Here is an 18,700-nt window from a genome sequence, read left to right on the forward strand (position 1 = left end):
TTAGCCCTCGTCGACCGGCACCGCCCCCAGCGCCGCCTCGACGACCCGCACCGCGCTCGCGCCGTCGCGCCGGGGAACGACGCAGACGAGCGCGTCGCCCGCCACCCCCGCGGCGGCGATCTCGACGTCCGCGGCGGCGAGTCGGCCGAGCGCGTCCGCCAGCGCCGCGGCGTCGACGTCGCCGGTCGCCAGGATCGCCGTGCGGTCGCCGCCGTCGACGACCGCCGCGTCGCCGACGCGGAGGAGCGGGAGGTCGTCCGCGTCGCCCGCGCCGGAGTCGCCGTCGCCCGCGTCGTCGACCACGCCCACCCCGCTCCGCATGGTGACGCTCGCGGTCCGGGACTCGGTCTCGTACGCCGGCAGGTCCTCCCGGAAGCGGCGGAGCGCGGCCGCGATCGCGTCCGGGTCGCCGTCGAGGTCGGCCCGCTCGGCGAGCCAGGTCGCCGCGGCGCTGTGGTTCACCAGTCCGGCGCGGAGCGCGTCGCGGACGAACGGGCGCGCCCTGACCGCCTCGCGCGTCTCGGCTGCCAGCGACATGCGCGAGGCTGTGAGTCGGGCGGGCAAGATCGTTTCGGTCCGGGGCCCCGCCGGGGCGCGCGCATCGCCCGGCGGAACGCGCGGATCGTTCGCCGGCGACGGCTCGCCGTTCTCGTCGCCTCGCAGCCTCCGAAGTCCCTAAGAGCGGCGCGGCCCCAGTGTGGGTATGCAGTCGCTCGTCATCGTCGCGCACGGCTCCCACCTCAACCCCGAGTCGAGCGCGCCGACGTACGACCACGCCGACACGATCCGCGCCACCGGTGCCTTCGACGAGGTCCGCACCGGGTTCTGGAAGGAGGAACCGCACTTCCGAGAGGTGCTCCGCACCGTCGAGGGCGACGAGATATACGTCGTCCCGCTGTTCGTCTCGGAGGGCTACTTCACGGAGCAGGTGATCCCCGCGAGCTGCGCCTCGCCGGCTGGGACGTCTCCGAGTGGGACTCCGACGGCCTCTCCGCCGACCAGGCCACCCTCGTCGCCGAGGACATCGGCCGCGAGGTCCACTACTGCGGGCCGGTGGGGACCCACCGCGCGATGACCGACGTGATCGTCCGGCGCGCGGAGTCCGTGACGGACGACCCCGACGTGGGCGACGGGTTCGGGCTGGCGGTCGTCGGCCACGGCACCGAGCGCAACGAGAACTCGGCGAAGGCGATCGAGTACCACGCCGACCGGATCGCCGAGCGCGACCGCTTCGACGAGGTGAAGGCGCTGTACATGGACGAGGAGCCCGAGGTCGACGACCTCCCCGAGCACTTCGAGAGCGACGACGTCGTCCTCGTCCCCCTCTTCATCGCCGACGGCTACCACACGCAGGAGGACATCCCGGAGGATGTGGGGCTCTGCGAGGACCACACCGAGGGGTACGACGTCCCCGAGACGGTCGACGGCACCCGGATCTGGTACGCCGGCGCCGTGGGGACGGAGCCCCTGATGGCCGACGTGGTCTTGGAGCGCGCCGCCGACGCCGGCGCCGACCTCGGGACCGCGCTCGACGACGTGCGCGAGACGACCCGCGTCGCCACGGGGGACTGACCGTGGTCGACTCCACCTCCGCGACCGACGACGACGAGGCGGGCGACGGCAACGAGGCGGGCAATGGCAACGAGGCGGGCGACGACGCGCCCGCAGTCCCCGAAATCGATCTCCCGGGCGACGCGTTCGACGCGGTCCTCGACGCGCTCGACGACCGCGACCCGGGCAAGCCCCTCCGGTTCGAGGGGTTCAGCGTCGCGCGCGACGGCGAGGGGGCGTACGCCCTCGTTGCGGACACGCCCCCGCAGCCGATGGACGAGCGCGAGCTCCACGAGGCGCTGTCCGAGCGCGCCGCAGCCGTCACCGACTGGTACGCCTTCGAGCGCGTCGTCGGCGAGTTCGGGCCGCGCCGCGCCTTCGTCCGCTGGATCGAGGACGCCGACGGCGAGACCGTGGCGACCCGGTACGCGGCGCTCGCCGAGGGGATCGAGCGCGCCTGGGGCGAACTGAAGATCACGGCGACGGTCACCGACCGCGGGGAGCGCCGCTACGACGTGCGCCACGCCGACGACGCCGGCGTTCCGGTCGACGACCTCGACGCGTACGAGGACCCGCTCGACGCGCGCGAACTCGTCACGTACGACGAGAAGGGGCGGTACCGGCCGCTCAAGACGGCGCCGTCGCTCGCGGGCGGGTGGGTCTTCCCCGACCTCGGTCCGCGCGAGCTCTACGAGGCGGTCGAGACGATCTACCCCGCGACGGTCGCCAACTGGCACCGCGAGCGCGAGGGCGAGCTCGACGTGACTCACTGGCGCGAGACGATGGAGCGTCAGTCGGGTATCTACGGCGTCGTGAAGACGTGGGACCGCGGCGAGGGGCACGAGCACGTCGACTGGGTCGCGGAGGCGTGCTGCGACGACTCGCAGTGTCTCAAGCGCCGGGAGTGGCAGTACGACGACGAGACCGACCTCGACGTCGACGGCGGCGACGGCGTCTTCCCCTGTCGCGAGCCCTGCTCGGTCGTGGTGTCGGCCGCGCGCAAGTGGACGCGGCTGGAGAGCGAGCAGCCCCGGACCTACGAGTTCGAGCTGACGCCGAGCGAGAAGGAGCAGGTCGAAGATATCATCGACGCGGTCGCCGACGGCCGGATCGACGAGATCCGCGAGGCCGACACGAAGGAGGGGGCGAACCGCTACCGGACGCGCTTCCTCCGGGCGAAGCTGTTCGACGACGAGGGGAACCTCGGCGGCGTGCCGACCGACCCGGACGAGGAGTGACTTGCTGAGGGGGTCCGACCCGACCCCCCGCCCCGGAAACATCGCCGCGCCCCGCAGGCTTTTCTCGCCGCCCCCGGTACGGTGGGGTAATGAACGCCGTCACGCTGGGCCCCGCCGGCACGTACTCGCACCGCGCCGCGCGCTCCGTCGCCGCCGAGGTGTCGTTCCGGGAGTCGGTCACCGCGATCGTCGACGCCGTCGCGAGCGGCGAGTTCGAGCGGGGGGTCGTCCCCATCGAGAACAGCATCGAGGGGTCCGTCACGGAGAGCCTCGACGCGCTCGCCGACTACGACGTGTCGGTGACCCGCGAGGTCGTCACGCCGATCCGCCACGCCCTCCTCGCGCAGGACGACGCGTTCGAGGTCGTCGCCAGCCACTCGCAGGCGCTCGCGCAGTGCCGCAACTGGCTGGAGGCGAACTACCCGGACGCCGGCCTCGAAGCGGTCGCCTCCACGGCCCGCGGGGTCGAGCGCGCCCGCGAGGACGCCCGCGTCGCCGGCATCGGCCACCCGGACAACGCCGGCGACGACCTCGACATCCTCGCCGCGGACATCCAGGACCGAACCTCGAACGCGACCCGGTTCCTCGTCGTCGCGCCCGAGTCCGCGCGCTCGGACGCCGGCGGGAAGACCACGCTGATCGTCTACCCGAACGCGAACTACCCCGGCCTCCTCCTGGAACTGCTGGAGGCGTTCGCCGACCGCAACCTCAACCTCTCGCGGATCGAGTCGCGCCCGAGCGGCGAGCGCCTCGGCGACTACCTCTTCCACTTCGACGTGGACGCCGGCCTCTACGAGGACCACATGGCGAAGGCGGTCGAAGACGTGGAGGCCATCGCGGACAACGGGTGGGTGAAGGTGCTCGGCTCGTACGATACCGAGCACGTATTGGACTGAGGGCTCGACTTCGGGAGATTACGATTCAACGCCGCCGATCAGATATTTATATGATCAGATCCGACGATGACGACTATTTATAGATGAACGCAGCGGTGCGGTGGCGCGCGCCTCCGAGCGGCCGCCGTCGGCGGCCGTGAGGAGCGCGTGCGAGGGAGTCGGGCGGCCGGAGCGAAGCGGAGGCCGCCCGACGAGGCTGGGGAGGTGTGAGGTGCGGTGCTGTGCGGGGCGGGACTCAAAGGGGCAGCCGCGAGGACGAAGACGCGCGACGTAAGGACCGCAGGAACGAGTGAAACGAGTGACGAGGACCGCAGCGAGCGCATCGAGTCCTCGCGGCTGGGGCTTTGGAGGTGTTCTCCGTGCCACTGCGAACAACAAAACGCCGCGCACGAACACCGGCACTCGTCACCTAACTACCGGCCGCCTCGGAAAAATTTGTGTACGCGTCCTATTCGAACCGGTACGTCGCGCCGTCCGGGCCGTCCTCGATCTCGACGCCGACCTCGCGGAGCGCGTCGCGGAGCTCGTCGGCGCGCTCGTAGTTGCCGGCCTCGCGCTCGGCCTCGCGCACGTCGAGGACGAGCTCGACCAGTTCGCCGGCCAGGTCGACGTCGCCCTCGCTCGGCGACTCGAACTGGAGGCCGAGCACGTCGCCGCCGAGCGCCTCGAACGCTTCGACGGCCTCGCGGAGGCCGCGGTAGTCGTATGCCGAGTCGCTGTTGGCGTCCACGTGCCGGTTCACCGCGTCGGTGAGGTCCAGCAGGGCCGCGGTCGCCTCCCGGAGGTTGAGGTCGTCGTTCATCGCGGCCGCGAACTCCTCGCGCGCGGTCGCGACCGCCTCACGGAGGGCCGCGTCCGCGGCCTTCGCGCGGGCGTCGGTCGAGTCGAGCGCCTCGACCGCGCGGTCGTAGGTGCGTGAGAGGCGCTCCCAGCGCTCCTCCGCCTCCGCCATCGTCTCCTCGGTGAGCGCCTGCTCGGAGCGGTAGGCGGCGCCGGCGTAGAAGGTGCGGATCACGTTGACGCCGAGCTCGTCTAAGGCGTCCGGTACCGTCCAGAAGTTGCCGATCGAGGAGGACATCTTCTCGCCGTCCATCTCCAGTAAGCCGACGTGGAGCCAGTGGCGCGCGAACGCCTCGTCAGTGGCGGCCTCCGACTGCGCGATCTCGTTTTCGTGATGCGGGAAGACGAGGTCGCGGCCGCCCATGTGGATATCGAGGGTGTCGCCGAGGTGCGTCGTCGACATCGCCGAGCACTCGACGTGCCACCCGGGGCGCCCCTCGCTCCACGGTGAGTCCCACGTCTCGCCGCTCGGCGTCTCGGCGCCGTGGTCGTGTTTCGCGTGCTCGCGCGCCGCGGACTCGCTCACGCCGTCCGCCTTCCAGAGGGCGAAGTCCGCGGGGTTGCGCTTCTCCGAGCGCTCGTCCGGCTCGCCCTGCGCCTCGAGCGCGTCGAGGTCCTGGTTCGAGAGCTTCCCGTAGTCGTCGAAACGCGTCACGTCGAAGTAGACCGAGCCGTTCGACTCGTAGGCGTACCCCTTCTCGATCAGGGTCTCGGTGAGGTCGACGATCTCCGGGACGTGTTCGGTGACGCGGGGGTACACCTCGGCGCGCTTGAGGTTCAGCCCGCGCATCGAATCGAAGACGCTCGCCGTGAACGTCTCGGCCACGTCGCGCTCCGCGGTCCACTCGTCGCGCTCGCCGACGCGGGCCGTGATCTTCTCGTTGACGTCGGTGACGTTCTCGACGTGGCGCACGTCGTACCCCTCGTGTTCGAGCCACCGGTGGAGGACGTCGGCGTGGAACCACAGCCGGGCGTGGCCGAGGTGGGGGTCGTCCGACACCGTCAGGCCGCAGACGTACAGCGTGACGTCGCCGTCCGCGGTGAACTCGACGCGCTCGTCTTCCAGGGTGTCGGTGACGACGAGACTCATTACGACGTGGTTGCCGAGGTGAGCCTTTTAAATCGTCGGATCGGGCGAGACGAGGCAGACGTGTTCTCTGTCGGTTCGACCGTTCGAGAGTGAATCGTCGGTGTCGATGCCGGATCGGTGACTAACTCCGCCGAATCTCCAGTCGCCCACTTATAAATGGTTGATAACGGATCGGCGGCGAACACCGCCAAAGCCCCAGCCGCGAGGGCGACGTACGCTCGCTGCGCGCTTCACTCGGTCGCTCACTGCGTTCGCTCCCTCGTTCCAGTGCTTGCGTCCCCTACGTCGCCCTCGCGGCAGCGTGGCGCTACGCGCCACGGGCAACCGGCGGCAAAGCCGCCGGTGACTGCCCCTTTGAGTCCCGCCCCGCACCGCACAGCAACCGCACCTCACGCCTCCCCAGCCTCGCGGTTCGCGCTCTTCGAGCGCTCACCGCGTCCCTCGCGCGTGCTCCTCGCGGCCGCCGGGGGCGGCCGCTCGCAGGCACGCGCCACCGCGATTCTATTTATAAATAGACGATTGCCTATCCTCACGCCTCCCGCGTCGTCCACGCCACCTCGTACCCCGCCTCGCGGACCGCCGACAGGACGCGGTCGACGTGGGCCGGGCCGTTCGTCTCCACCTCGAACACGAGGTCGGCGTCGCCCACCGGCAGATCGGGGCGGCTGCGCTCGTGGCGCACCGTCCGGATGTTCGCGCGCTCGCCGCCGATCAGGGTCGCGATCTCGCCCATCGTCCCGGGCGTGTCGTCGATCCGGACGAAGAGCTCGATCAGCTGGTCGCGGTCGACGAGGGCGTGGGTCACCACCTCCTTCAGCGTCGTCACGTCGATGTTGCCGCCGCAGAGCAGCGGGACGACCGTCTCGCCGGCGAGGTCGAGCTCGTCGACCGCGTCGTCGTTTAAGAGGGCGGCCGCGGCGGTCGCGCCCGCGCCCTCCACCATCTGTTTCGCGCGCTCCAAGAGCAGCAGGATCGCGCTCGCCACGTCGTCGTCGCTCACGACGACGGCGTCGTCGAGATGCTCGTCGAGGAGGTCGAACGTGAGATCGCTCAGCCCGCCGGTCGCGATCCCGTCCGCGATGGTGTCCGGCTCGTCGCGCGTCACCAGCTCCCCGGCCGCGAGGCTCTCCGAGAGCGTGGAGGCGCCCTCGGTCTGGACCCCGACCACCCGCGTCTCGGGCGAGCGCGCCTTGATCGCGGTCGCGACGCCGCCAGCGAGCCCGCCGCCGCCCACGGGGACGAGGACCGTGTCGGCGTCGGGCACCTGGTCGAGCACCTCTAAGCCGAGCGTCCCCTGCCCGGCGACCACGTCCGGGTCGTCGAACGCGTGGACGAACCGCGTCCCGGGGTCGTCGGTCAGCGTCCGCGCGTGCGACATCGCCTCCGGGAACGCGCTCCCGCGGAGGACCACCTCGGCGCCGTACGCGCGCGTCGCCTCGATCTTCGCCGCGGGCGCCGACTCCGGCATCACGATCGTCGCGTCGATCCCGGCGTCCGCCGCCGCCAGCGCCACCCCCTGCGCGTGGTTGCCCGCGCTCGCGGCCACCACGCGCTCGATCGCCGGCCCGTCGGTCTCCCCCTCGGACCCCTCTCCGGACTCGCCGATCGCCAGCGAGATCGCGTTGTACGCGCCGCGCGTCTTGAACGAGCCCGTTCGCTGGAGGTGTTCCATCTTCAGGCGCACGTCGGCGCCGCACCGCTCGCTCAGCGACCGGCTCCGCTCGACGGGCGTCCGCTGGACGATGTCGGTGCCGGCGAGCCGCGCTGCGGCGGCCTCGACGTCGTCGATCGTGACGGGGGACATGAGCGCGGTGTTCGCCCGGTCCCCGCAAAAGAACTCGGTTTCGGAACGGCGGTACAGGCGCGCTGACCTCCCGGCCTCACCGCTTCCCGAGCGCCTCCTCGAAGACGCGCTGGGCGCGCTCGTACCCCTCGTCTCGGTCGACGATCGGGTGCGGGTAGTCGGGCGCCAGCTCCTCGCGCTCCGCCCGCGAGAGGGTCGGCCAGTCGACGACCTTGTCGGCCGGCACGTCCGCCAGTTCGGGAACGTACGCCGTCACGAAGCGCGCGCTCTCGTCGTACTTCGACATCTGGCTCACCGGGTCGAAGATGCGCACGTCGACGGAGTCGGTGCCGGTCGAGGCGGTCCACTGCCACGCGCCGTGGTTCGAGGCGTAGTCGTGGTCGATCAGCTGCTTGGTGAAGTAGCGCGCGCCGCGCCGCCAGTCGATCAGGAGGTGTTTCGTCAGGAAGCTCGCGACCACCTGCCGCGGGCGGTTGTGGACGTACCCCTCCGCGTTCAGCTGCCGCATCCCGGCGTCGACGAGCGGATAGCCGGTCTCGCCGCGCGTCCACGCCTCGAAGGCGTCGTCGTCGTCGCGCCACGCGATCTCGTTCGGGAACGACACGTAGTTCGACACCGCCAAGTCCGGGTTGTAGTACAACAGGTGGTACATCTGCTCGCGCCACGACAGCTCGTACCGGTACTTGTCGACGTTGCGCCGCTCGCCGCCGGTCGCGGCGTCGTACGCGTCGCCCGCGTCCGCCCACACCTCCCGGATCCCGATCGCGCCCGTCGCGAGGTACGGGGACATCCGGGAGACGGCGTGCGTCGGCGCCTCGACGGCTCGCGCGAGGTCGTCGCGGGTGTCGTTGTAGGAGGCGATCCCGTCGTCGAGGAACTCGTCGAACCGCTCGCGCGCGGCCTCGTACCCCGCCTCGGGGAGGTCGATGTCCGCGTCGGGCTCGGGGACGGTCTTCCCGTCGCGGACGTCGGCGAGATCGTCGGGCTCCGGCTCGGCGAACGGCCCGCGTTTCGGCACGACCTCCCAGTCGTCGTGGAACCGGCTGTGGTTCGGGTAGCGCGTCTCTAGCCGGCCGGGATCGACCAGCACGAGGTCGGTCCGCGAGTCCGCCCCAACGCCCGCGTCGGCGAGCGCGGCCTCGACCGCGCGCTGCCGGTTCCGGCGGGCCGGCCGGTAGTGGTCGTTGTAGTACACCGCCTCCGCGTCGTGCTCCGCGGCGAGGTCGACGAGGACCTCGTCCGGGTCGCCCGCGCGGACGACCAGGTCGCTCCCGAGCTCGCGGTACCGTTCCTCCAGCCGCTTCACGTTGCGGAGGAAGAAGGCGCGCTGGCGCGCGCCGACCGTCGCGAGCAGGTCGGCGTCGTACACGAACGTCGGGACGACCTCACCTTCCCGAGCCGCGGCCGCGAGGCCGGCGTTGTCCCGCGTCCGCGCGTCGCCTCGGTGCCAGTACAGGCGCATACGATCGCCTGGGGCGCGAGCGGATAGTGTCTGTCGGCGGTCGTCGTTTGGACCCTCGTCGGCCCCGCGGCCCCGCGGCTCCGCGCCGCGTCCCGCCAGTACGTTCAAGACGCTCCGCCCCGAATCCTGTCCCGTATGACCCGACGCGATCCCTTCGACGAGATCGAGGACCTGCTCGAACGGATGGGCCGCGAGTTCGAGGAGCTCGGCGGCACGCTGGAGGGGACCGGTCCCGACGTCCCGCGGTTCCCCGGCGCCCGCAACGTCGACGTCGACGTGATCGAGGACGACGAGGCGGTCACGGTCGTCGCCGACCTCCCCGGGTTCGACGCCGACGACATCGACGTCGAGTTCCGCGACGACGCGCTCGTGATCTCCGGATCCCGCGAGGAGGCGACCGAGTTCGACGTCGCCGACGCGGACGACGACGGCGAGGCCGGTGAGACCGACGCGGACGACGCCGCCGCCGGCGCACACGAGGCCGACGACGAGGTCCGCTACCACCGACGCGAACGCCGCCTCAGGTCCGTCTCCCGCCGGGTTCCGATCCCCGAACCGGTCGAGGCCGACGCGGCGACGGCGACCTTCGACGCCGGCGTGCTCACGGTCACGCTCCCCAAGCGCTCGCCCGACGACGACCGCGGACACACGATCGACGTCAGCTGAGCCTCGATCGCGCCGTCGGTATCGATTTCGCCCGCCGCCGCGATCGCGAGATAGCACGCGTCACTCGCTGTTTAATACCTCACGGCGCCTTCCTGTTGGTATGAACACGACGAATCCCTTCGACGAGATCGAGCAGTTCCTCGGCCGCACCCCCTTCGCGGGCGAGCGGGCCTGGGGCCGCGACCTCCGGACCGCCGACGTCGACGTCGCCGAGTACGACGACGAGTTCGTCGTCACCGCCGACCTGCCGGGGTTCGACCGCGACGGCATCGACGTCCGGGTCGACGGCGACCGGCTCACCATCGCCGCCGAGCGCGACGCGGAGCGCGAGGACACCGAGCGACGGTACCTCCGACGCGAGCGGCGCCACGAGTCCGTCACGCGCACTATCGACCTCCCCGCGACCGCCCGCACCGAGGACGCGTCCGCGACGTACCGACACGGCGTCCTCACCGTGACGGTCCCGCTCGACGCGGTCGACGCCGACGAGGGTCACCGGATCGACGTGAACTAATTCCCCTTCCTCTCCGGCCGGTGCTTTCTCCACGCTCCCAGTGCTAACTACCCGCATGAACGACGCCGACCACGCGGCCGCCAGGGAGGAGCTGGTGCGCGCGCTCCGCGACCGCCTCGACGCGAGCGAGCGGACGCTGTCGGCGATCGGCGCCGTCCCGCGCCACGAGTTCGTCCCGGAACCACAGCGCGCGTCGGCGTACGCCGACCGACCGCTCCCGATCGGCCACGACCAGACGGTCAGCGCGCCGCACATGGTGGCGCTGATGACCGACCTGCTCGAAATCGAGCGCGGTGACCGCGTCTTCGAGGTGGGAACCGGCTGCGGCTACCACGCCGCCGTCGTCGCTGAGATCGTCGGCCCGGGCAACGTCTTCTCGGCCGAGCGCGTCCCGGAACTGGCCGCGGACGCCCGCGACCGGCTCGATCGCCTCGGTTACGACGTGACCGTCGCGGCCGCGGACGGCCGGGAGGCGTTCGCCGACGAGGCCCCGTTCGACGCCGCCTACCTCACCTGCGCGGCGCCCGAGTCGGTCCCGGACGCGATCGTCGACCGCGTCCGAACGGGCGGCCGCGTCGTCGCCCCCGTCCGCGAGGGGGGCCGCCAGCGGCTCGTCCGGCTCACGGTCCGCGAGGACGGGATCGACCGCGAGGACCACGGCGGGGTGCGGTTCGTTCCGATGCGGTAACCGGGTGCGCCGCCCGGGTGTCCGCCCCCGGCCCGCCGAACGCACGGTTTTAGAGGACCGAGCCCCGAGACCGGTCATGGACGACGCGTCGCTCAGGGCGGACATGATCGAGGGGCTCGAACACCAGATCGGCGAGCCGATCGAGCCGCCCGTGCTGACCGCCCTCCAGCGCGTCCCGCGCGACCCCTTCGTCGACGACTCGCCCCGCGGCGGCGTCGACGGCGACGACCCGCACTCGCTTTCCCTCCCGACGCTGGTCCGGTTAGTCACCGCGCTCGACGCCGCGGAGGGCGACTCGGTCCTCGTCGTCGGCGCGGGGGTCGGCTACTCGGTCGCGATGCTCGCCGAGATCGCCGGCGCGCGGCGCGTCCACGCGATCGACATCGACCGGTCCGCGGTCCACGCCGCGCGGTCGAACCTCGACGCGGCCGGCTACGGGGCGGTCCTCGTCGACCGCGCGGACGGCGCCGACGGCCTCCCCGCGTACGCGCCCTACGACCGGATCCTCCTCGAAACCGCCGTCGTCGAGCCGCCGCGTTCCCTCCGCGAACAGCTGGCGTCCGGCGGCCGGATCGTCTACCCGCGCGGCGCGGGCGTCCAGACGGTCGCGGCGATCGAACCGTCGCCCACCGCCGAAACCGACCTGACTGCTCCGTCCGAATCTGACTCCGACGCGGACGACGACCCGGCGCCCGCGGGGTTCGAGACGGTCGAGACGCACGGGCCGGCGCGGCTCCAACCGATGCTCGTCGACGGCGAGCAGCCCGGGGCGGAACGGAACCGGACCCGTCGGGAGGACGCCGAACGCGCCGAACGCGGGCGTCAGCGCCGGCACGGGTGGGAGCAGGACTGGATCGACTGGGACGACCACCTCTGAAAGCCCCTCTCGCCCGCGTCGCTCGCGGCGTCACTCCTCGACGACGAGCACCTCGGTGTTCCCGCGCTCGTCGACGTAGTCGCCCTCCGCCGGCGGCTTGATGTCGATCGTGAGCGTCCCGTCGGCCTGGTTCGGTCCGAGTTCGGGGTCGACGTCGACGGTCGCGATCCCCTCGCCGTCCGTCTTCGCGGTGACGACGCCGTCGATCTGCGCGGAGCCGCCGCGGACGATGACCGTCGCGTCCGCGACGCGGGAGCCGTCGGGATCGACGACCGCGACGTCGATCGACTGGTCGCCGGGCGTGGTCACCTCCGGCTGCGGCTGCGCGTCGAGTTCGGTCGCGGCCAGCCCGTCGATGTCGCCGATCATCCCCATCATCACGCTGAGGCTGGCGACGCCGACGACGAGCGCGATGACGAGCCGGACCGGGAGCCCCTCGATCGCGCGGGTGTCGGTGCTGAACGTCCGGCGGTTCGCGGTGCGCGAGTCGTGTGTTCGATCGGACATACGGCCCGCTGGCCGCGGTATGACTTATAAAGAGTCGGACGGACCCGACGGCGCCGGCCCGGGCGTCCGCGAGACGCGATCGGCGTCGAGGAGTTCGGACTGCCCCCGACCGTTTTTATCCGATGCCGCGGCCACCCGGCCGCGTGTACGTACTCGGCCGCGACGGGACGGGCTCCGACAGCGACGGAGAGACCAGCCGCGACAGCGTGAGCGACCGCGACGCCGAAACCGCCCTCGGCGGGGAGAGCGACCGCGACGCCGACCGTCTCCAGCACACCGCACGGATCGGATCCTTCCTCGCTCGCGACGGGAGCGCCGGCGCTCCCGTGGGGGTCGACCTCGACCGGCCGCACGCGGGGGTCGTGTTCGGGAAACGCGGAACCGGGAAGTCGTACACGCTCGGCGTCCTCGCGGAGGAAATAGCCGACGCTGACGGCGTCGTTCCGATCGTCGCCGACCCGATGGGCGTCTTCGGCGGCCTCGAGGCGGCCGGCGGTCGCGCCGTCGACCCCGCGGTCCGTCCCGCCTCGATACCGCCGTCGACGTGGCCGGACCTGCTCGGGCTCGACCCGGCGAGCGGCCCCGGGAGCCTCGTCTGGCGCGTCGTCGCGGACGCGGTCGACGGCGGCTCCTCGCCCTCGCTCGCGACGCTTCGGGAGGCGGTCGACGCGGCCGACGCGCCGGCGGAGACGCGGCGCGCCGCGGCGAACCACCTCCGGTTGGCGGACTCGTGGGGCGTCTTCGACGCCGACGCGCCGCCGGTCGCGTCGCTCGCGGCCGACGGGAACCCGACTGTCCTCGACCTCGCCGGCGTGGCCGACGCCGCCGCGGCGGCCGTCGTCCGCGCCGTCGCTCGCGGCCTCTACGACGCGCGGATCGACGGCGACCTCCCTCGGCTCCCGTGGCTCCTCGTCGACGAGGCGCACGCCTTCTTCGACGGGATCGCCGAGCCGGCGCTCCGAACGCTCCTCACCCGCGGCCGCGCGCCCGGCGTCTCGCTGGTCTGTGCGACCCAGCGACCGGCCGCGCTGCCGAGCGTCGCCGTCTCCCAGTCCGACCTCCTCGTCTCCCACCGCCTCACGGCCGCGCGCGACGTCGACCGCTTGGCGGAGGCGGAGGCGACCTACCTCGCCGGCGACCTCGCCTCGCGGCTCCCCGAGGGTGTCGGCGAGGCGCTCGTGGTCGACGACGCCACCGAGACGGCCCACACGGTTCGGATCCGAGAGCGGCGGACGCCACACGAGGGGGAGAGCCCCCGAGCGAGTCGGCTGTCGGACGCGACGTTCCAGTGACGCGGTTCAGAACGCACAAGCCGTCTCGGCCTCACTCACGCGCATGGAACGGACGCCGTACGGGTTCATGCTCGTCGCGCTCGGCGGGTTCCTCGGCGCGGTCGCCAGACACGCCGTCGACGTCGGGGTCGGTCTGGCCCTCGCCGCGGGCGCCGCCGGGACCGGTCTCGCGGTCCTCGACGGACCGCCGACCGGCGCGGGGACGCTCGTCGCGAACGTCGCCGGGTCGTTCGCGCTCGGGCTCCTGTTGACCCGCGCGTCGAGCGACCGGATCCGCCTGTTCGTCGGAACCGGCGCGCTCTCGTCGTTCACGACGTACAGCACGTTCGTCGCCGACGCGGTCGCGCTCGGAACGCCCGCCGGCGCGTGGTACGTCGCCGTCAGCTACGCGACCGGGTTCGCCGCGGCCGCGCTCGGACTCGCGCTCGGAGGGCGAAATCGCCGATGACCGCCGCACCGCTCCTCGCGACGGCGCTCGTCGGCGTCGGCGGCGCGCTCGGCGCCGTCTCCCGGCACGCGGTCGGGCTCCGCGTCGAGGGACGCCGATCGGTCCTCGTCGTCAACGCGCTCGGGAGCTTCGCCCTCGGCGCCGTCTCCGCCGCGCCGATCGGGTCGACGGCGGCGCTGCTCCTCGGCGTCGGCTTCTGCGGCGCGTTCACGACGTTCTCCTCGTTCGCGGTCGGGACCGTTCGGGCGACGAGCGAGACGGGCGGCCGTGCGGCCGCGGTCGTCGCGGCGTCGAACCTCGCGGCCGCGCTGGTCGCATTCCTCCTCGGGTCGGTCCTCGTGGCCGGAGTCTTCGCCTGATCGAGAGTTCCCTTCCGCCTGCCAGCTGCCGGCTCGGCAAGCGATAGGTACAGCATCCTCCGGCCCGTATCCGGGCCCGTGACCGACACCGACCGCTCCGTCGACGCCGAGTCGGGGGATCCGGCCGACTCGGGCCCGCTCTCCGACCAGCCGGACCCCGAAGACGTCCCCGAGTTCGGCGACCTCTCGATCCCCCAGCGCGCGTTCGTCGCCGCCGCGCAGAACCCCTCTCGCGGACTGCTGGTCGTCGGTCTGTTCGCGTTCGCGCTCGCCTTCTACGCCGCGTTCTGGCTGTCGTTCCCCCGCGCCGCCGGCCTCCTCTCGGCGGTCGCGCTGATCGTCGCCGCCGTCGCCGCGCTCGTCTACCGGCTCCTCGACGGCGTCTCCGGCTGACGATCGACGTTCCCGCCGACGGCGCTCACGGCCGCGGCTCGTAGAACTCCCTGAGCGGCCGGCCGAACGCGGGCGCGAGCGTCGCGACCGCCTCGCCGACCAGCACGTCGCGGTCGGCGAACGCCGGCTCCACCCGCGCGCCGAGCGCCACGTCGCTCGCGGCCTCGCTCTCCAGGTACTCCCGGACGGTGGCGAACTCTCGCTCCCGCTCGACGACGTACCGATCGCCGTCGATGAAGGGCCCGTACGTGTCCGGGTCGACGTCGTCGACGTACGACTCGTAGAAGCTCGCGGCGTGCTTCCGGACCGCGACCGGCGGCCCCTCGTGGCGCTCGACGGTCGGCCGCTCGGTCACCTCCAGCTCGGCGTACAGCGCGGCCCGCGTCGCCTCGTCGGATCCGTCGCGATCGGCCGTCTCCGCGGCGTCGCTCGTCCCAGGGATGCCCGCCGCTCCCGCGGCGTCCGTCATCGCCCGCGCCCGGAGGACGTCGAAGCCGCGCTCGTTGAGGCCGCCGACGACCCCGTCCAGCGAGCGCCGAAGCTGCGGCCACAGCTGGTCGTCGACCACGTCGGGGGCGTCGAAGACGACCGCGACCGGCGTCGTCCCCCGCCGGTCGAGGTGGGCGCGAACCTCCTCGGAGTCGAGCGGCTCGGGGTCGTCGGGCTCGAAGAGCGCCTCGCTCGGGGCCGCGAGCAGCTCCCGCGCGTAGTGCTGGAACCGCGCGAGGTTCGCCGCCGACAGGACTGCCGCGACGTTCCGCGTCGGGTCCGTGGGGTCGACGACGACGAGGGGATCCTCGAACGTCCGCTCGGCGTGTCCCTCCGGGTCGAACTCCACCGGCGGGTGCCAGCTCCGGGCCGACTCGACCAGCGGGACGAACCCGCCGAGCTCCAACACGAGCAGCTCCGTCAGATACCCCGAGAAGCCCTCGGTGCGGAGGTCGCTCCCGTACGCGCCGATCCCCTTCAGGAACGCCTTCGCCAGCACAACGTCCGCCGCGAGGTCGTCGTCGAGCCGCGCGGAGAGGTACGCGTCGTGGAACGGCGTGCGGTCGACCGCGGAGACCAGCTCGGCCGCCCGCTCCACGTCGTGACAGGGAACCAGGTCGACGTCGAACCCCTCGTAGCTCCCCTTCACGTACGGGTGTTCGGCGAACTCCTCGTGGCCGTCGGGGAGGACCGCGTGGCCGATTTCGAGCCCGTACTCCTCCAGCTCGGCGCGGTCGAGGTCCGCGTCGAACCGGACGAAGAGGTCGATGTCGCGGTCGCCCGCGACCCACGTGCCGCGCGCGGTCGACCCGACCTGAACCACGTCGGCCTCGACCGGGAGGTCGGCGATCGCCTCGCGGGTCCGCTCGGTCAGCTCCGCGGCCGTCGCGCGCAGCCGCTCGCGCTCCTCGGGTTCCGGGAGGACGCGCTCGCGCACCCGCGACAGCACCGCCTCCAACTCGTCCATACCGAACGGTCTCGCGGTCCGGCCGAAAACGTGTCGGTCGGATCGGGGCCGCGCTGAGCGCGCTCGCGGTAGCGTTTCTCTCCGCTCTCGTCGGGCGGATCCCGCTCCGTCGGGCGGAAACGAAAGCCCTATCAAAACGACGCGAGTACCCGGAAGTGAGCCGAAGTAGCTCAGTTGGTAGAGCGCCTCGCTGTTAACGAGGCGGTCCCAGGTTCGAGTCCTGGCTTCGGCGCCTTCTGTTTCACCCGCTTCGCCGCGAGTCGGTACGCTCAAAAACGTCTCGGACGTACCGACGAGTACGGGCCCTTAGCTTAGTCCGGTTAAAGCGACTCGCTCATAACGAGTTGATCGCCGGTTCGAATCCGGCAGGGCCCATCCACGGTATACCCGTTACCGGACGGTCCCTCCGCGGATCAGATCGTCCGGTCGCCGAAAACGCGGCGCACGACGCCGTTTACTCCCGTCGAAGCGTCACGTCGGTCGCGGTCTCGTTCGCCAGGTTGTCGCTCACCGGACAGCGCGCCTCGACGGCGGCGGTGAACTCGGCTAACGTCTCGTCGTCCACGTCGCCGGCGAAGTCCACGTCGACGGACGCCTCCACGCCCTGGTAGCCCGCCCGGGGCTCCTCGGCGCGGCCGAGGTGCTTGCGGGGGTCGAACCCGCCGGCGACCTCGACCGCGACGCCCTCGACGTCGAGGTCGAAGTCCGGCGCCACCGCGCGGACGGTCGCGTTGAGGCAGCCGGTCCAGGCGGCGAGCAGGTACTCGACGGGCATCGCGCCCTCGTCGTCGCCGCCCATCGCCTCCGGGTCGTCCATCACCAGTTCGTGGTCGCGGGCCCGGGCGACGAACTTCGACTCGCCGTCGCTCTCGCCGCTGACCTCCATCCGCTGCGTCGCGTTGGCGTCACTCATCGACTGCGTTAGCGGACGAGGGCGCATAAACCGTCGAAGCCGGTCCGGTTCGTGCCGGTGACCGTGACGCCGCCGCCTCGCGCAGAAGCAGCCTCGAAGCGCTGAGAACGTTGATTCCGCTTCGCTCGTCGTCTGACGCCACCACGACGCGTCACGGACACCGGAGATTTTTGCGAGCGCGCCCCCGGAACGATCTCGGACCGCTCGACCGTCAGGGAGCCGCGGCCGCGAGCGCGCGGCCGACTACTCCAACAACTCCACCAGTTCGTTCACGTCCTCGACCACCGCGTCGGCGCCGTTCTCGGCGAACTTCTCGCGGCCCGCCTCGCCCGTCAGTCCGCCGGTGAGCACGCCGATACCGTAGTAGACGCGCGTCTCGTCTGTCTCGTCGGCGTTACGCGCGGTCCGCACGTCGTCGAGGGTGTCGCCCGCGAACGCGACGCGCTCGGCGTCGAACCGCTCGGCGAGTTCGACGAGCGCCCGCGGGTGGGGCTTTCCCTCCTCCCAGTCGTCCATCGTGAACCGGCGGTCGTCGGGCACGTCGAGGCCGACGCGCTCCAAGGCGATGTCGGCCTCCGCGGCCGGGCGCCCGGTGAGGACGCCGACGTCGAACCGCTCGGTGAGGTCGGCGATCGTCTCGGGGTCGACGAGCGTCGGCTCGTCGTGGATGTACCCCTCCGCCTCGATCGGCGGCTCGCCGCCCTCCAGCTCGCGGTACAGCTCCGCGCCGAGGTACAGCGCCTGGAACGTCTCGCGGAGCGCGTCCCGGTCCCACTGGTCGCGGACGCGAGCCTGCGCGACCCGCGGGAGGTCGCCGACGACCTCCTTGGCGGCGTCGAGGCCGCCGCCGAGCTCGCGGACGCGGTCGGTGAACTCGTCGACGTCCATCCGGAGCCCCTCGCGGCGGGCCAACACGAACAGCGCGGCCGCGTCCGTCAGTTCCCAGTCGTTGTTGAACCCGCCGGCGTCCTTGAACGCCTGGACCGCGTCCCGGTCGATCGGCTTGCCGCAGACGCGGTCGACCGACTCGAGGATCGCCCGCCGGTAGGAGTCCGCCACGTCGACCAACACCCCGTCGATGTCGAGGACGACTGCGTCGACCTGCATACCGCTACCCCGGCTGGCGGCGGAATGAACGTTCGGGTTCGCGGCCGACGTCGCCGGTTCGTTCCGTCATCGCGCCACGTACACGACGGTCCCCGACTCCCCCGACCGCCGGCGGACGTCGACGACCGGCTCCTCGAAGCCGAGCGTGGTGAACAGACAGGCGGCGTCGAGCCGCTCCGCCAGCGCCACGGTCGGGCGCTGGAGCTCGGCGGGGAGGTTCCGCGCGTACACGGCGTCGACGCCGGCGGCCGCCTTCGAGGCGTCCGCGCCGCCCTCGGCGTTCGCGTCGGGACCGAGCGCGTCCCGTGTCGATCGGTCGTCGTCAGCCGTCGCCAGCGCCGTCACGTCCGCGGCGACGACGCGGAGCGACCCCGCGCTCGACGGCCGGGGCTCCGTCGACGCGTCTCGCGCCGCCTCGCTCACCTCGACGTCGATCGCGACGACCTCGCGACCGCGGTCGGCGAGCGCGCGAGCGACGTCCGGGCGCCGCCCGACGCCGACCTCGATCAGTCGCTCGTATCGGTCGAGCGCGGCGACCAGCGCCCGTTCCGACGGCGGTGGTTGGCCCACGGCGCGGCCTTTATGGCCGCGGCGGTCAA

The 18,700-nt window shown here is 72.2% G+C and carries 19 protein-coding genes, 2 tRNA genes and 1 pseudogene; 13 read left to right on the top strand and 9 right to left on the bottom strand.

The window, feature by feature from the left end:
• Positions 1–537: a DUF7523 family protein gene (locus CPZ01_RS06535; RefSeq protein WP_096393987.1), complete on the bottom strand. Its 537-nt coding sequence runs from the start codon at positions 535–537 to the stop codon at positions 1–3.
• 166 nt (positions 538–703) lie between these two features.
• On the opposite strand from CPZ01_RS06535, the pseudogene CPZ01_RS06540 reads away from it, so the two are divergent.
• From CPZ01_RS06540 to pheA, 3 genes and pseudogenes are all read left to right on the top strand, one after another.
• Positions 704–1,572: pseudogene (locus tag CPZ01_RS06540) on the top strand (CbiX/SirB N-terminal domain-containing protein).
• 2 nt (positions 1,573–1,574) lie between these two features.
• On the top strand, positions 1,575–2,789 hold the full coding sequence (locus tag CPZ01_RS06545) for a DR2241 family protein (RefSeq protein WP_096393988.1): 1,215 nt from the start codon (positions 1,575–1,577) through the stop codon (positions 2,787–2,789).
• A gap of 89 nt (positions 2,790–2,878) precedes the next feature.
• Positions 2,879–3,685 carry a prephenate dehydratase gene (gene pheA, locus CPZ01_RS06550; protein ID WP_096393989.1) on the top strand — a complete coding sequence of 269 codons (807 nt, stop codon included), beginning with the start codon at positions 2,879–2,881 and terminating at the stop codon, positions 3,683–3,685.
• A gap of 448 nt (positions 3,686–4,133) precedes the next feature.
• Here the strand turns inward: pheA and cysS are convergent, their stop codons facing one another.
• From cysS to CPZ01_RS06565, 3 genes are all read right to left on the bottom strand, one after another.
• Entirely contained in the window at positions 4,134–5,615 is a 1,482-nt protein-coding gene (cysS, locus tag CPZ01_RS06555; RefSeq protein ID WP_096393990.1) for a cysteine--tRNA ligase, read from the bottom strand.
• A 529-nt stretch (positions 5,616–6,144) separates the two neighbouring features.
• A complete protein-coding gene (gene ilvA, locus CPZ01_RS06560) occupies positions 6,145–7,419 on the bottom strand; it encodes a threonine ammonia-lyase (protein WP_096393991.1) in 1,275 nt (424 codons plus the stop codon).
• A gap of 76 nt (positions 7,420–7,495) precedes the next feature.
• Positions 7,496–8,881 (bottom strand): cryptochrome/photolyase family protein, encoded by a 1,386-nt coding sequence (locus CPZ01_RS06565; RefSeq protein WP_096393992.1) that lies wholly within the window; start codon positions 8,879–8,881, stop codon positions 7,496–7,498.
• 135 nt (positions 8,882–9,016) lie between these two features.
• On the opposite strand from CPZ01_RS06565, the gene CPZ01_RS06570 reads away from it, so the two are divergent.
• The 4 genes from CPZ01_RS06570 to CPZ01_RS06585 all read left to right on the top strand — a co-directional run bounded on the left by CPZ01_RS06570 (position 9,017) and on the right by CPZ01_RS06585 (position 11,626).
• Complete coding sequence (locus CPZ01_RS06570) at positions 9,017–9,547, top strand: Hsp20 family protein (RefSeq protein ID WP_096393993.1); 531 nt, start codon at positions 9,017–9,019, stop codon at positions 9,545–9,547.
• Positions 9,548–9,647: 100 nt separating this feature from the next.
• Positions 9,648–10,061: an archaeal heat shock protein Hsp14 gene (gene hsp14 / locus CPZ01_RS06575; protein WP_096393994.1), complete on the top strand. Its 414-nt coding sequence runs from the start codon at positions 9,648–9,650 to the stop codon at positions 10,059–10,061.
• Positions 10,062–10,116: 55 nt separating this feature from the next.
• On the top strand, positions 10,117–10,749 hold the full coding sequence (locus CPZ01_RS06580; RefSeq protein WP_096393995.1) for a protein-L-isoaspartate(D-aspartate) O-methyltransferase: 633 nt from the start codon (positions 10,117–10,119) through the stop codon (positions 10,747–10,749).
• A 76-nt stretch (positions 10,750–10,825) separates the two neighbouring features.
• Entirely contained in the window at positions 10,826–11,626 is an 801-nt protein-coding gene (locus CPZ01_RS06585) for a protein-L-isoaspartate O-methyltransferase family protein (RefSeq protein WP_096393996.1), read from the top strand.
• 30 nt (positions 11,627–11,656) lie between these two features.
• Here CPZ01_RS06585 and CPZ01_RS06590 read toward each other — a convergent pair whose 3' ends face one another.
• Positions 11,657–12,133: a DUF7382 domain-containing protein gene (locus CPZ01_RS06590; RefSeq protein WP_096393997.1), complete on the bottom strand. Its 477-nt coding sequence runs from the start codon at positions 12,131–12,133 to the stop codon at positions 11,657–11,659.
• 122 nt (positions 12,134–12,255) lie between these two features.
• On the opposite strand from CPZ01_RS06590, the gene CPZ01_RS06595 reads away from it, so the two are divergent.
• From CPZ01_RS06595 to CPZ01_RS06610, 4 genes are all read left to right on the top strand, one after another.
• Positions 12,256–13,425: an ATP-binding protein gene (locus tag CPZ01_RS06595; RefSeq protein ID WP_096393998.1), complete on the top strand. Its 1,170-nt coding sequence runs from the start codon at positions 12,256–12,258 to the stop codon at positions 13,423–13,425.
• A 43-nt stretch (positions 13,426–13,468) separates the two neighbouring features.
• Entirely contained in the window at positions 13,469–13,873 is a 405-nt protein-coding gene (locus CPZ01_RS06600) for a fluoride efflux transporter FluC (RefSeq protein WP_096393999.1), read from the top strand.
• A complete protein-coding gene (locus CPZ01_RS06605; protein WP_096394000.1) occupies positions 13,870–14,232 on the top strand; it encodes a CrcB family protein in 363 nt (120 codons plus the stop codon). The genes CPZ01_RS06600 and CPZ01_RS06605 overlap by 4 nt, the downstream gene beginning before the upstream one ends.
• 78 nt (positions 14,233–14,310) lie before the next feature.
• Positions 14,311–14,625, top strand: a complete 315-nt coding sequence (locus tag CPZ01_RS06610) for a hypothetical protein (RefSeq protein ID WP_096394001.1) — start codon at positions 14,311–14,313, stop codon at positions 14,623–14,625.
• 25 nt (positions 14,626–14,650) lie between these two features.
• On the opposite strand, the gene cca is transcribed toward CPZ01_RS06610, so the two are convergent.
• A complete protein-coding gene (cca, locus tag CPZ01_RS06615) occupies positions 14,651–16,081 on the bottom strand; it encodes a CCA tRNA nucleotidyltransferase (protein WP_096394002.1) in 1,431 nt (476 codons plus the stop codon).
• A 159-nt stretch (positions 16,082–16,240) separates the two neighbouring features.
• On the opposite strand from cca, the gene CPZ01_RS06620 reads away from it, so the two are divergent.
• Together CPZ01_RS06620 and CPZ01_RS06625 are read left to right on the top strand one after the other, a co-directional pair.
• Positions 16,241–16,313: transfer RNA gene (locus CPZ01_RS06620), tRNA-Asn, on the top strand.
• 68 nt (positions 16,314–16,381) lie between these two features.
• A tRNA-Ile gene (locus CPZ01_RS06625) sits at positions 16,382–16,456 on the top strand.
• Positions 16,457–16,535: 79 nt separating this feature from the next.
• On the opposite strand, the gene CPZ01_RS06630 is transcribed toward CPZ01_RS06625, so the two are convergent.
• The 3 genes from CPZ01_RS06630 to CPZ01_RS06640 form a co-directional block, all read right to left on the bottom strand.
• Positions 16,536–16,994 (bottom strand): OsmC family protein, encoded by a 459-nt coding sequence (locus CPZ01_RS06630; RefSeq protein WP_092920890.1) that lies wholly within the window; start codon positions 16,992–16,994, stop codon positions 16,536–16,538.
• Positions 16,995–17,237: 243 nt separating this feature from the next.
• Positions 17,238–18,101, bottom strand: a complete 864-nt coding sequence (locus CPZ01_RS06635) for a TIGR01548 family HAD-type hydrolase (protein ID WP_096394003.1) — start codon at positions 18,099–18,101, stop codon at positions 17,238–17,240.
• 66 nt (positions 18,102–18,167) lie between these two features.
• A complete protein-coding gene (locus tag CPZ01_RS06640) occupies positions 18,168–18,671 on the bottom strand; it encodes a UPF0146 family protein (RefSeq protein WP_096394004.1) in 504 nt (167 codons plus the stop codon).
• Positions 18,672–18,700: the final 29 nt, after the last annotated feature.

The organism is Halorubrum trapanicum (assembly GCF_002355655.1).
GTDB classification, from domain to species: domain Archaea; phylum Halobacteriota; class Halobacteria; order Halobacteriales; family Haloferacaceae; genus Halorubrum; species Halorubrum trapanicum_A.

Bases quoted from the DNA above. Each gene is read 5' to 3' on its own strand.
- CPZ01_RS06585 (WP_096393996.1), top strand. From the start codon at position 10,826: ATGGACGACGCGTCGCTCAGGGCGGACATGATCGAGGGGCTCGAACAC.
- hsp14 (WP_096393994.1), top strand. From the start codon at position 9,648: ATGAACACGACGAATCCCTTCGACGAGATCGAGCAGTTCCTCGGCCGC.
- cysS (WP_096393990.1), bottom strand. From the start codon at position 5,615: ATGAGTCTCGTCGTCACCGACACCCTGGAAGACGAGCGCGTCGAGTTC.
- CPZ01_RS06600 (WP_096393999.1), top strand. From the start codon at position 13,469: ATGGAACGGACGCCGTACGGGTTCATGCTCGTCGCGCTCGGCGGGTTC.
- CPZ01_RS06565 (WP_096393992.1), bottom strand. From the start codon at position 8,881: ATGCGCCTGTACTGGCACCGAGGCGACGCGCGGACGCGGGACAACGCC.
- CPZ01_RS06580 (WP_096393995.1), top strand. From the start codon at position 10,117: ATGAACGACGCCGACCACGCGGCCGCCAGGGAGGAGCTGGTGCGCGCG.
- CPZ01_RS06590 (WP_096393997.1), bottom strand. From the start codon at position 12,133: ATGTCCGATCGAACACACGACTCGCGCACCGCGAACCGCCGGACGTTC.
- CPZ01_RS06630 (WP_092920890.1), bottom strand. From the start codon at position 16,994: ATGAGTGACGCCAACGCGACGCAGCGGATGGAGGTCAGCGGCGAGAGC.
- cca (WP_096394002.1), bottom strand. From the start codon at position 16,081: ATGGACGAGTTGGAGGCGGTGCTGTCGCGGGTGCGCGAGCGCGTCCTC.
- pheA (WP_096393989.1), top strand. From the start codon at position 2,879: ATGAACGCCGTCACGCTGGGCCCCGCCGGCACGTACTCGCACCGCGCC.
- CPZ01_RS06535 (WP_096393987.1), bottom strand. From the start codon at position 537: ATGTCGCTGGCAGCCGAGACGCGCGAGGCGGTCAGGGCGCGCCCGTTC.
- CPZ01_RS06605 (WP_096394000.1), top strand. From the start codon at position 13,870: ATGACCGCCGCACCGCTCCTCGCGACGGCGCTCGTCGGCGTCGGCGGC.
- CPZ01_RS06595 (WP_096393998.1), top strand. From the start codon at position 12,256: ATGCCGCGGCCACCCGGCCGCGTGTACGTACTCGGCCGCGACGGGACG.
- ilvA (WP_096393991.1), bottom strand. From the start codon at position 7,419: ATGTCCCCCGTCACGATCGACGACGTCGAGGCCGCCGCAGCGCGGCTC.
- CPZ01_RS06635 (WP_096394003.1), bottom strand. From the start codon at position 18,101: ATGCAGGTCGACGCAGTCGTCCTCGACATCGACGGGGTGTTGGTCGAC.
- CPZ01_RS06570 (WP_096393993.1), top strand. From the start codon at position 9,017: ATGACCCGACGCGATCCCTTCGACGAGATCGAGGACCTGCTCGAACGG.